This is a genomic window from Rhodococcus sp. IEGM 1370, assembly GCF_033142325.1.
Lineage (GTDB): Bacteria > Actinomycetota > Actinomycetes > Mycobacteriales > Mycobacteriaceae > Rhodococcoides.
In genome coordinates this window covers 558,181-572,283 of the sequence record NZ_JAWLRY010000001.1, presented here as the reverse complement: position 1 = coordinate 572,283, position 14,103 = coordinate 558,181, and the positions used below count along the sequence as shown (strand labels likewise).

The following is a 14,103-nucleotide window of genomic DNA, read 5'->3' as shown; positions in this document are numbered from 1 at the left end:
GCTCGGCGCAGTCGACAGCACAGACCGAGGAACAGGTCTCCCGCGTGCGACAGAACTCGAACTGTCTACCGCTGCGAGCCCACCCAACGTTACCGCCCGGTTCCGGCCGATCGAGCGCCACCCGCTCCCGACGCGCGGGTCACATCAAGGGCGTGGCCCGTCGAATGGATACTCGTCCGCGAAGACCGACACGTCGGTCGGTGCAACCGAATCTGCCTCGCCGGACTTGCCGTCGGTCACAATGATCGCCTCGAGATCCTCGAACTCCTCACCTCGCAGACTCGAGGTCGAGGCACTGTCCACCACGGCGTGTGTCACCCATTCGTCCAAGATGGTGTCGAGGATCGTGCCGTCGCTCTCTGGTACCGGCACCACCCACGTACCACCGGCGACGACGCACGCCAGCAGAGAGAAAAGCTGCCACACGTCGCCGGCATCGGGCGCGGCGAGAACCCGCGACTCGACTGTGATCCCGAGCCTGTCGACCGCGCTCGTGACCCTCGCGACCACTTCCTCGTGAGTCAGGCTCGTGCTCTCGCCCTCTACCGCCAGCACGACGGCCGGATCGTCGCCACCGAGCAGTCGGGTACGCGAGGAGTACTCGATCGGACGGGCCGACGCGGCGGCGATGGCATCGAGTGTTGCCGGATCGTCGATCGCAATCGACAGCACGTCCGCCGAGACTGCACTGTCGCTCGTACCCAGGACTGCCACGGCCTGCGATTCTCGAACCAGGCTGGGCACTTCCGTGTGCACCGGCGACAGAACGACGGCTGCGCCCGCGCTCGCGATCGCCAGAACCGCAACGGCCCAGTCGGCAGAGACCGGCAGCGCAACGACGACCCGGTCCCCCGGACCGATGCCCCGGTCTATCAGGATGCGCGCCAGACGCGCCGATCTGCCTTCGATGTGGAGGTAGCTCAGCTCCTCGCCGTCGTCCGCGATGGCGGGTGCTTCCGGGTCCAGTTCGACAACCGAACCGAAGACCTGCGGCAGCAGTCGATCCCCTGCCGATCGTGTCGCACGAGTATCGGCGGTGTTCGCCGCGACGCGGATCGCGTTGTCCTGCCGTTCTTGTTCGGAGGTGATGTCGATGTCGCCGACGATCACGTACGGATCGGCTGCGACCGTCCGCAGGATGAGAACCAACCTGTCTGCAAAAGCGTGCGCCGTCGACTCGTCGAAGAGGTCGCGCGCATAGAGCAGGGATCCGAACAACCCGGCCGCGCGGCCGCTGCCGTCGGTGCGCTCTTCGATCGTGAACTGCAGATCGAATTTCGCCCCCAGTTCGTCGACGTCGAGTGCTTCCACGGTCAATCCAGGAAGCTCCAGTCGGACGCGTTCGAGATTCTGGAACGACAGAGCCACCTGGAAGATCGGATGACGAGCCTGCGACCGTACCGGCAGGAGGGCGTCGACGATGCTCTCGAACGGCAGGTCCGGATGACCGAACGCACCCAGGTCCTGTGCACGCACGTCGTCGACGAGGCCGGAGAACGTCCCTCCGAAATCGACCTCGGTTCGCAGCGCCAGCGTGTTCACGAACATTCCGACGAGTTCGTCGAGTTCTTCGGCCCCTCGCCCTGCGACGGGTGTGCCGACGACGATGTCGCTGCTGCCACTGAGCCGGCCCAGCAGAATCGCCAGACTTGCGTGCACGATCATGAACAACGACGTACCGCGATCTCGAGCGAACTCGACCAATCCCGCATGCGACGTCGAGTCCAACCGGAAATCGACCGAACCACCCTGCATCGACTGTGTCGATGGCCGAGGTCGATCGGTGGGAAGTTCCACCAGGTCCGGTGCGCCCGCCAGCGTCTCGGTCCAGTAGGCCAACTGTTCCGAGGCGATCGAACCCGCTTCTTCGACGGTACCGAGCACGCGACGCTGCCACAGAGCGAAGTCCGCGTACTGCACGGGAAGATCGGTCCACTCCGGCCGCTCTCCCCGACTTCTCGCCGAGTACGCAACCATGACGTCGCGCGCGAGGGGCGCGATGGACGCGCCGTCGGCGGAGATGTGGTGCACGACGAGAGCCAACACGTGTTCGGTCGGCGACAGCTGGACCAGCCCCATTCGGACGGGTACCCCGGCGGTGACGTCGAAGCCTCCGAGCACAAGGGCAGCGACCTCCCGACGTGCAGCCTCCGGACCGTCGACGAGCTTCGGAACGAGATCCGACGGAACCTGAGCTGCGGTGAGAATCCGTTGCTCGGGTCCCTCGGCATCGGACGGGTACATCGTGCGCAGTGACTCGTGGCGCGCCACCACGTCGGTCACGGCACTTCGTAACGCATCCACGTCCAGTTCACCGCTGAGCCGAACAGCAAGCGGGATGTTGTATGCACCCGACTCGGGATCGATGTTGTTGAGCACCCACATTCGTTGCTGGGCCAGCGAGAGTGGAATTCGCTCCGGTCGCTCGACCGCGACCAACGGCGGTCTGCCACCGGTACCGGCCAGACCCGCTACCGCGCTCGAGAATGCCGCCACCGTCGAGGCGTCGAACAGCAAACGGACCGGAATGGACGCGTCCACCGCGCCACCGGCTCTGGCGACGACCTGAGTGGCGACCAGAGAATTACCGCCCAACTCGAAGAAGTCATCGTCGAGCCCGACCCTCGTGAGCCCCAGTACGTCGGCGAACACAGCAGCCACGATGCGTTCGGTCTCCGAGGAGGGTTCGCGGAAATCACGTGCGACGAGCACTGGATCCGGCAGCGCTCTACGATCCAGTTTTCCTGCCGAGCCGAGGGGCAATTCGTCGAGCACGACGAACGCGGACGGAACCATGTACGCAGGAAGAGCATCCGACAGTGAGCGCTCGAGCGACTCGACGTCGACGACCGCACCCGTGTTCGGGACCACGTACCCGACCAGTCGATCGTCTCGAACGAGAACCACTGCGCGAGAGACGGACTCACTCCCGAGAATTGCGTTTTCTACCTCGCCCAGCTCGATACGCAAGCCTCGCAGCTTCACCTGGAAGTCTGCCCGACCTATGTACTCGATCTCACCGTCCGACGTCCATCGCACGAGGTCACCGGTGCGATACAGGCGGCTGCCGGTGTCCGAATACGGATCGGCGACGAATCGATCCGACGTGAGGTCGGGTCTGGCCGCGTAGCCACGAGCCAACTGTTCACCGCCGAGATACAACTCGCCGACCGCACCCACCGCTACCGGACGCAGCCTGGTGTCGAGTACGTACACCTGAGTGTTGAACACCGGCACACCGATCGGTACGCCTGCGGTGTCGGCATCGGTGAACTCGTGGAAGGTGACATCGACGGCGGCCTCGGTCGGACCGTAGAGGTTGATCACCCGCACCGAGGGAAGCGCCCGTTGCACATTCCGCGCAGTGGATGCGGCAAGCGCCTCACCGGAAGCGAAGAGCAGGCGCAGTGTTTCGGCTCTTGCGGCGGTGGGCTCGGCTCCGAACACCGCCAGCATCGAGGGCACGAAGTGGGTGACGGTGACTCGCTCGGAAGCAAAGAACTGTGCCAGGTACGCCGGGTCGCGATGCCCGTCGGGTACCGCTACGGCCAACGTCGCACCGACCTGAAGCGGCCAGAACAGCTCCCATACCGACACGTCGAACGTCACCGGTGTCTTCTGCGCAACCACATCCGACTCGGAGATCGGGTACTTGTCCTGCATCCAGACCAGCCGATTGACGATTGCCCGGTGATCGATGGTCACGCCCTTGGGTTTACCGGTCGATCCCGAGGTGAACAGCACGTATGCGCCGTTGTCCGCCGTCAGCGAGCTCACTCGATCCTTGTCCGACAACGGGGCGTCGGAGAACGAGTCGAGAATCAGACCGTCGACCAGGACTGGGCTGACCACCGCCGACGGGAATGCGTCGTTCGAGGTCGACAGCGCCAGAGCCGCGTTGGAAGTCTCGACTATGTATCGGATGCGGTCGGCCGGTTGCTCCGGATCGAGAGGAACGTACGCACCGCCCGCTTTGATCACCGCGTACAGCGCGACCATCAAGTCAACCGAACGCTGCATCGCCACGGCAACGCACACCTCGGGCCCGACGCCCTCCGCGACCAGATACCGGGCCAACCGGTTGGCGCGAGCGTCGAATTCACGGTACGTCAGCGATTCACCGTCGAATCTGAGCGCGACGGCGTCCGGCGACTCGGCCACCTGCGCGTCGAACATCGATACCAGGGTCGCCGAGGAGTCGACGGCATGCTCGGTGGCGTTGATCTCGTCGACCAACCATGCGAGTTCGGTCGGCGCGAGCAAGTCGATATCCCCGACCGGCACCGTCGAATCCTTCGTCACCACATCGAGGACATCGGCGAACTGACGGCCCAACCGTGCCACCGTTTCGGGCTCGAAAAGGTCTGTCGCGTAGACGAACTCGACGCTTCGGCCCCGTGTTCCATCGGCGCCGAGATGCGGTTCGCCCACCGTGACCTGCAAATCCATCTTTGCCACCGCGGAATCGAAATCCACTGGCGAAGCGGTCAGCCCGGGAATCTCGAACGACGACGACTCGAAGTTGGCGAACGTGAGCAACACCTGCACCAGAGGATGCACACCCTGCAGCCGCGGCGGATCGACCACCTCGACCACCCGCTCGAACGGCACATCCGCATGCGCAAAAGCAGACAGATCCACCTCACGCACACCCGCCAACACCTCGTCGAAACTCGACGAACCATCCACCGCCGTACGCAACACCAACGTGTTGACGAACATCCCGATCACATCATCGAGAACAGCCTCACCACGCCCCGCCACCGGAGTACCCACCACCACATCGGCACTGCCCGACAACCGCGACAACAACACCGCCAACGCAGCATGCACCACCATGAACGCCGTACTTCCACGCTGCGCAGCCAGCCGGTCGATCGCGGCCGAGGTCTGCTCGTCCAGCACGATCGTGTGCGAACCACCGCGACCACTCGCAACCGATGGTCGAGCACGGTCGGTCGGTAGCTCCAATACCTCGGGCAGCCCGGAGAGGGCGCTCCTCCAGTAACTTTCCTGCGTGCTGATCAAGGAACCCGGATCGTCCGAGGAACCGAGCACCTGACGTTGCCACAACGTGTAGTCGGCGTACTGAACCGCGAGCGGTGTCCACTGGGGGGCGTCGCCTCCTGCACGCGCCACATAGGCAGTCACCACGTCCCGCATCAGTGGATTCATCGAGAAGCCGTCTGCGGCAATGTGATGCGCGATCACCACCAGTATGTGTTCGCGGTCGCCGATCTCGAGCAGGCGAATACGCACCGGGCTGACCCGGGTGACATCGAATCCCTCCGTGACGATGGATACGACGGCGGCGAACACCTCCGACTCATCGATCGAACGCATCTCGAAATCCACCCGTCCGGCATCCACCGGAAGGATCACCTGAATTCCTGTGCCCGCCGATTCCGGGTACACGGTCCGCAGAATCTCGTGCCGCGCCACGACGTCGTCGATGGCCGCGGTGAGCGCCGAGACATCGATCGTCCCGCTCAGCCGAACTGCTGCGGGAATGTTGTTCACTGCAGATTCCGGCTCCAGCCTGTTGAGGAACCACATTCGCTGTTGCGCCATCGACAACGGAATCCGATCCGGGCGCGGCAGTGCGGTCAGAGCTACCCGACCACCGGTGTTCGACTCGACACGAGCCGCGAGCGCCTGAACCGTCGACGCCTCGAACAACGTTCGAACCGCCACCCGAGAGTCGAGAGCGGCACCGAGACGCGACACCAACTGCGTGGCGACGAGTGAGTTGCCACCGAGCGCGAAGAAGTCGTCGTCCAGTCCGATCCGGTCGATTCCGAGCACGTCGGCGAACACCCCGGCAACGATCTCCTCGATCGGGTTGGACGGGGCTCGGAACTCGACGGTGGCGAATTCGGGTGCGGGCAACGACTTTCGATCGAGCTTGCCGGAGGTATTGAGCGGAAACTCCTCCAGGATCATCATGGCGGCCGGAATCATGTACCGCGGCAGTGTGTCTGCCACGCTTGCCCGTACCTGATCGACGTCGATGTTCATCGCCGGCGACGGCACCACATAGCCGACGAGTTGATCGCCCGCATCGGTCGAGACCACCTGCACCGCTGCAAGTCCGACCGTGGGGTGCGCAAGCAGCGCCGCCTCGATCTCGCCGAGCTCGATCCGCTGGCCTCGAAACTTGACCTGGAAATCGGTGCGTCCGATGTAGTCGAGACTCCCGTCCCTGCGTCGGGTGACGAGATCTCCGGTGCGGTACATGCGGCTACTCGCCGAGACCGCACCCGAGACGAACGGGTTCGCGACGAATCGCTCGGCCGTCAGATCGACACGACCGTGATATCCGCGAGCCAGCTGGACCCCCGCAAGGTACAGCTCCCCCGGGACACCGACGGGAACGGGAGCCAACCGTGAATTGAGCACGTATGCCGCCGAGTTCCACTCGGGAACCCCGATGGTGACGGCAGCACCTGCAGGAACGTCGGTCACGTCCGCATAGGTGATCGACACCGCCGCCTCGGTAGGACCGTACAAGTTGTGTACCCGCGCCTGCGAGACGCGGGAGAACTCGCGCACAGCGTCCGCCGACAGCGCCTCACCGATGACGAAGACGTCCCGCAAGGTCCGGAGTGCGGAGCGCGACACCGCCGCTGCGAAAACCGACAGCATCGTGGGAACGAAGTCCGTCACGGTCACCGAGTGTCGGGCAATGATGTCGGAGAGATACCCCGGGTCGCGGTGCCCGTCCGGCGTCGCGAGTACGAGTGTCGCGCCGACCCGCAACGGCAGGAAGAACCCCCACAGCGAGACGTCGAAGGTGGTTGCGGTCTTCTGCAGGTAGACATCCGTCGAACCGAGCGGGTACTGGGACTGCATCCATTCCATCTGGTTGACGATCGCGCGATGGCCGACCGCAACGCCCTTCGGCTTGCCGGTCGAGCCGGACGTGAAGATCACGTACGCAACCGATTCGGCAGAGACCGGGGACCGAAGCGCAACCGAGGCCTCCGCGGCGTCGGGAACGGCATGAACGTCGACCACCGGAACGGTGCCGGGCGGGACGAATTCGTCACCGGATCGGGTCACCACACAGACCGGTTCGGCTGCGTCGAGAACGTAGCCGATCCGCTCCAGCGGGTGGTCCGGGTCGACGGGAACGAACCCCGCACCGGCACGGAGCACCGCGTACATCGCGACGACCAGATCGATGGACCGTCGAACAGCAAGTGCCACGAGCGTTTCCGGTCCGGCTCCGGCCGCTGCCAGGACATGAGCGAGATCGTTCACGCGTGCGGCGAAATCGCCGTACGTCAACGAATCACCCTCGTAACGAAGGGCAGTCGAGTCCGGATGTTCCGCTGCGATCGCGGCGAATCCGTCGAGCAAGCCCGCGTCGGGGAGCTCGTGATCGGTTGCATTCCATCCCGACACGAGCCGGTCGACCTCGGGCTCGGTGCTCAGCCCTATGTCACCGACGACCACCTCGGGGTCAGCCGTCACCGCGCCGAGAACACGGAGCAAGCGAGTCTGGAGCGCATCCACACCGGATGCGTCGAACAGATCTGTTGCGTAGACGAATTCGACGGTCCACCCGTCGCCCTCCGCGGTGTCCATCACGGCGATCTGCAGATCGAACTTCGCAATACCTGCATCGAAGTCCACGGCCGACACACTCAGGTCGGGCAGCTCGAGCTCGGCGGTTCCCAGATTCTGGAAGAACAGAGCGACCTGAAAAAGAGGGTGTCGTGCTGTGGAACGGGCCGGGTCGAGGATCTCCACCAGCCGCTCGAACGGTATGTCCGCGTTGGCGAACGCGGCCAGGTCGCCCTCCCGGACACCGGCGAGGATCTCCTCGAACGTCGCCGAAGGGCTGACCTGCGTCCGGAGAACGAGAGTGTTGACGAACATTCCGATCATGTCGTCCAGCGCCGGCTCGCCGCGACCGGCGATAGGTGCTCCGATCGCGATGTCGTCGGTTCCGGACAACTGCGCCAACAGCACGGCCGTCGCGGCATGAACAACCATGAACGGCGTCGAGCGACGTTGCGCTGCAACATCTTCGACGGCACGCCGAACGGCGGGCGATATCTCGAATCGGTGGGTGCGCCCTCGATTGCTCGCCACTGCGGGACGAGGACGATCGAAAGGCAGGTTCAGTTGCTCCGGCAGACCGGCAAGGGTGTTGCGCCAGAACGACTTCTGGGCAGCGATGATCGACTCGGGATCGTACTCCGATCCGAGAACGTCGCGTTGCCACAATGTGTAGTCGGCGTACTGAACCGGCAGGGGTTCCCACGCGAGATCGAGGCCGGTTGCTCGAGCAGTGTAGGCACGAACCACATCTCGAGTGAGCGGTCCGAGAGAATACCCGTCGGCGGCAATGTGGTGCACAACGAGAACCAGAACGTGCTCGGTGGAGGACACCTCGAAGAGAACGGCTCTGAACGGGGCCCGATCGGCGACATCGAAGCCGGCGAGAACGATCTCCTCGATGGAAGACGCAAGCTGCTCCTGATCGACGGGGATCGGTGCCAGATCGGGGACGACGGACGCTGTCGACACCACTTCCTGGTACCCGACACCGTCGATCTCGGGGTACACGGTTCGAAGCGACTCGTGCCGCGCGAGTACGTCGGCGACGGCAACCTGCAGCGCCCGGCGGTCCAGCAGTCCCGACAACCGAATTGCGATCGGGATGTTGTTGGCGGCCGAATCGGGTTCGAGTCGATTGAGAAACCACATACGCTGCTGCGCCATCGACAACGGAACCCGTTCGGGTCTGACCCGCCGTTCGAGTGCAAGACGGGCACCGCGGCCGACCTCGGACTCGATCCGTACCGCCAATGCCGACACCGTGGACACCTCGAACAGCAACCGAACGGGCACGGCCGCGTCGAGCTCTGCCCCGAGCCGAGACACGACCTGAGTGGCGACGAGAGAGTTACCGCCCAATGCGAAGAAATCGTCGTCCGCACCCACCCGCGGGGTACCGAGTACGTCCTCGAACACGCGAGCCACGATTTCCTCGATCGGAGTCGATGGCGCACGGAAAGCACGCACGTCGAGTTCGGGTTCGGGGAGGGCGGCGCGATCGAGCTTTCCGGCAGCATTGGTCGGAAGCTCGTCCAACACGACGTACACCGCAGGCACCATGTAGGAGGGCAGCTCCCTCCCCAGCGCGCTCCGCAACTCACCCGTGTCGATCGTCGCGGTGTCGACCGCAACGACGTACAGCACCAGGCGGTCCTGTCCGACCGCAGCCACAGCGTCGGCCACAGTCGAGACGGTCCGGGCGATCGTCTCGATCTCCCCGAGTTCGATGCGCAGGCCTCGTAGCTTGACCTGAAAGTCCGAACGCCCGATGTACTCCAGCTCGCCTGCGGCGTTCCACCGCACCACGTCGCCTGTTCGATACAGTCTTCCGCCTCGATAGGGGTCGGCGACGAAACGTTCGGCGGTGAGCCCCGGCCTGCCGTGGTAACCGCGTGCATTTTGCACACCTGCCAGATACAGCTCACCTGCGACGCCGACCGGCACCGGCTGCAGGCCGGCGTCGAGGACATACGCCGAGGTGTTCCACACGGGCGAACCCATCGGGGCGGTCGTGTCCGAGAGGTTCCGTCCGTCGACGCCGGAGACAGCTCTGCTCGTGGCGTGGACGGTGAACTCGGTCGGACCGTAGAGGTTGTGAATCTGCGCCTCCGTCGCCCGGGCGAGTGCCTGGACAGTCGACGCCGGTAGTGCCTCACCCGCCAGCTGCACCAGTCTCAGGGTCGACGCGTCGCGCGCCGAGATCTCGGTGCTGAACGCAGGCACCATCGACGGGACGAACGACGTCGCGGTGATGCGCTTCGCCTCGACGATCTCGGCGAGGTAAGCAGCATCCCGGTGGCCGTCCGGGCGGGCGAGCACCAGCTGTGCACCGGATGCCGGCGCTCCGAAGAGCTCCCAGATCGACACATCGAACGTGAACGGTGTCTTGTGCAGAATCACGTCGTGATCGCCGAGACCGAACTCCGAGACGATCCACGAGATCTGATTGACGACGGCCCGATGCGAGACAGCCACGCCTTTGGGACGACCGGTCGACCCGGAGGTGAAGATCACGTAGGCAACATGATCCGAATGCAGCGGCGTGAGCCGCTCGACGTCGGAGACGGCACCGTCGGTGTACCCCGCCAGGTCGACCCTGTCGATCTCTACCGTCTGTCGATCGACCGGTGAGAAAGTACCGGTCGACGTGGTCAGCACCAACGGGGCGGCCGAGGCCTCGAGGATGTACTCGTTCCGTTCGGCGGGCTGATCCGGGTCGATGGGCACATAACCACCACCGGCCTCCACGACCGCATACAGCGCGACCACCATGTCGACCGATCGGGGAATTGCCACGGCAGTCAGGACATCCGGACCGACACCGAGCTCGATCAGATACCGCGCGAGGACCGTTACCCGAGAGGAGAATTCAGCGAAGGTCAGCTTCTGATCCTCGTACGACAACGCCACACCATCGGGTATCCGACGGGCCGTGCGATGGAAGGCATCGAGCAGGACGCGATCGTCGACCTGCTGTTCGGTCGCGTTCCAGGTGTCGAGTACGAGTACACGTTCTTCCGGTGTCACGATCTCGATCTCGCCGACCGAGATGTCGGGTTGCTGTCCGACCGCATCGAGCACGGTCGAGAAGCGAGATGCCAGCGCGGCGATCGTGCCCTCGTCGAAAAGATCGGTGGCGTAGGTGAAGTCGAGCGCCCACTCGGTCTCTGGACCGGAGCCCCGTTCGGACACCGTGATCTGAAGATCCAGTTTGGCTACGGCCGAATCGAATTCGACCCCGGACACCGTCAGGCCAGGAAGCTCGAGCGTGGAGGTTTCGAGGTTCTGGAATACGAGCAGCACCTGGAACAGCGGATGCCGGGCTCGCGACCTGGTCGGTTCGAGCACCTCCACCAGGCGCTCGAAGGGTACGTCGGCATTACCGAAGGCGTCGAGGTCCGTACGCCGCACCGCCGCAACGAGATCGGTGAACCGTTCTCGCGGGTTCACCCGGGCGCGCAACACGAGGGTATTGACGAACATGCCGACGAGATCGTCGAGTACCTGCTCGCCGCGCCCGGCCACCGGGGTACCGACGACGACATCGTCGGTACCCGACAGTCGCGCCAGCAGCACCGACAGGGCCGCATGCACGACCATGAACGACGTCGCGCTGTGGCGCGAGGCGAGCGCGTCGATCCGGGCCCTCGTGGCGGCATCAACGACGACCGAGTAGGTGGCACCGCGGCCCGAAGCCACGGCCGGGCGACGCCTGTCGGAGGGCAGGTCCAGTTGCTCGGGCGCGTCGGCGAGCGCTTCGGTCCAGAAGTGTTCCTGGGCAGAGATCAACGAGGCCGGGTCGTCCTCGGAACCCAGAATTTCTCGTTGCCACAGCGCGAAGTCTGCGTACTGCACCTCGAGTGGGGTCCATTCGGGCGAAGTACCGGCGCTGCGCGCAACGTACGCGGACACGATGTCTCTCGTCAGTGGAGCCATCGAAAAGCCGTCTGCTGCAATGTGATGGGCGACCACCACCACGATGTGCTCGGTCTCGGACACCTCGAGAAGTCGCAGCCGCACCGGCACTTCGGCAGTCACGTCGAACCCGCGGGAGACCATCTCGACCACACGTTCGTACACGTCGGCCTCGTCCACGACATCGACCTCGAGCCGTGGAATTGCATCGGCCGAATCGCAGACCACCTGATGGCCGATGCCCCCTGCCTCGGGGTACATGGTGCGCAGGGCTTCGTGCCTGTCGACGACATCGTCGACGGCCGCAGCAAGTGAGTCCTTGTCCACGACACCGGACAGCCGGATCGCGACGGGGATGTTGTCGACCGCCGAGTCGGGATCCAACCGGTTGAGGAACCACATCCGTTGCTGCGCCAGAGACAGCGGCACCTGATCGGGACGCTCTCGTCTGGTGAGTGGTGCACGCACGCCCACACCGGAGGACCGCGCCTCCTCGACCAGCACCGCGAGTCCCGCGACGGTCGGCGAGTCGAAGAATCCGCGAACGTCGACCTTCACCTTCAAGTCGGCGTTGACCCGGGCAATGGCCCGAGTTGCACTCAGCGAGTTTCCGCCGAGGACGAAGAAATCATCGTCGACCCCGAACCGTTCGACCCCGAGAACATCCTCGAGTACCGACACCAGGGCCCGCTCGACATCGGTTGCCGGTGCCCGATACTCGGCCGTGAGTGCGGCGGTATCGGGCTTCGGCAGCGCTGCGCGATCGAGCTTTCCGCTTGCGTTCACGGGGAACTCGTCGAGCGCCACGAACACCGCGGGCACCATGTAATCGGGTAGTCGACCACGTATCACCGCTGCAAGCACGTCGGCGTCGGCTCGACCCGACGTCGTGACGACGTAGGCGACGAGTCGATCGTCCACCCCGGTCTCGGAGTCGTCCGACAGAACGATCACCGTGGCCTGCCGAACGTCGTCCTGCGCCGACAAGGCGGCTTCGATCTCACCGAGCTCGATGCGCAGCCCCCGCAGTTTCACTTGGAAGTCCGTCCGCCCCAGATACTCGAGCGCACCGTCGGCTCGCCGTCGAACGAGGTCCCCGGTGCGATACATGCGCGCACCTCGAGTTCCGTGTACATCGGCGACAAAACGATCCGCAGTGAGGTCGGGGCGACCGAGGTAACCGCGCGCAAGTTGAACTCCGGCGAGGTAGAGCTCGCCGGGAACACCGGGAGGAGTCCGATTCAGGCCCTCGTCGAGTACGTGCAATTCGGTGTTCGGCACGGCAACACCGATAGGAACCGACACGACGTCGTGGCCGTCGGTGCGGTGATAGGTGACGTCCACTGCAGCCTCGGTCGGCCCGTAGAGGTTGTGCAGCTCGGCGTCGAAAAGTGTATGGAAGCGGGCCGCAGATCCTGCCGGCAACGCTTCACCGGACGCGAAGACCTGCCGCAGGCTCGGAATGCGATCGGTGCGGTTGCTCGACGTTTCGAACTGCCCGAGGAACACTGCGAGCATCGACGGTACGAAATGCGCAGTCGTCACTCCGTGCGAGACCATGGCGTCCGCGATGTATTTCGGATCGCGGTGACCGTCCGGGGCGGCGACGACAATCGAGGCCCCGCTCTGCAGTGGCCAGAAGAACTCCCACACCGATACGTCGAACGTGAACGGGGTCTTCTGCAGAACCACGTCGGCGGGGGTCAACGGGTAGTCCCGCTGCCGCCAATCCAGATTCGCGACGATTGCCGCGTGCGAGACCGCAACCCCCTTCGGGCGTCCGGTCGATCCCGACGTGAAGATCACGTACGCGGTGTTGTCCGGACGCACGGCACCGAGTGGCCGCTCGTCCGCCGCCAACGGTGCCGCCGCGTATCCCGACAGATCCTCGGTGTCGACGATCAGCTCGGGAACTCGACCCGCGTGCACACTTCGATCGGCGGTGGTGGTGACCACCAGAGCGGGCTCGGCGATGTCGAGGACGTAGGCGATTCGATCCGCCGGATGAGCGGGATCGAGAGGGACGTATGCACCGCCTGCTTCGACGATCGCGTACATCGACACCAGCAGATCCACCGATCGCGACATCGACAGACCGACTCTGACGTCGGGGCCGACACCGAGCTCGACGAGTCGACGCGCCAGTGTGTTCACGCGCGCGTCGAATTCGGCGTACGTCAGTGTGACGCCCTCGAACACCACGGCTACCGCATCCGGAGTCGATTCGACCTGCGCTCTGAACCGGGAGGGCAACGTGTCCGCCATCGCAGCCGAAGACGGCACCATGTCGCCGAGTAGCTCGCGGGCGTCGATACCGATGGTGTCGACGATCGACTGCAGGCCGCCTTCCGCGGTGTCGACGGCACCCGGTGCGAGCGCAGACAATGCGAGCGGTACGAGTGCATCCGCTCCGAGGACACCTCCCATCGCTGCATCGAGATCTGTCAGTTCACGGTGTAGATCTCCGTAACCGACTGCGACGGTCCCCAGAGTGACGGCAATTCTTTCGACGTCGCTCTCGGCGACCCTCGCAACGATCTCCGGTAGATCTTCGATCGCCGTCGAGTGCGAACCGGACCCACCAGACACCATGTACTTTTCCTCCCAAACGACGCTCTT

General features: G+C 64.6%; 1 protein-coding gene. It reads right to left on the bottom strand.

The features are described from left to right. Positions 1-144 precede the first annotated feature (144 nt). The gene (locus R4P47_RS02595; protein WP_317784016.1) at positions 145-14,076 is read right to left on the bottom strand and encodes a non-ribosomal peptide synthetase; all 13,932 of its coding nucleotides are present in this window, start codon (positions 14,074-14,076) and stop codon (positions 145-147) included. Positions 14,077-14,103 lie beyond the last annotated feature (27 nt).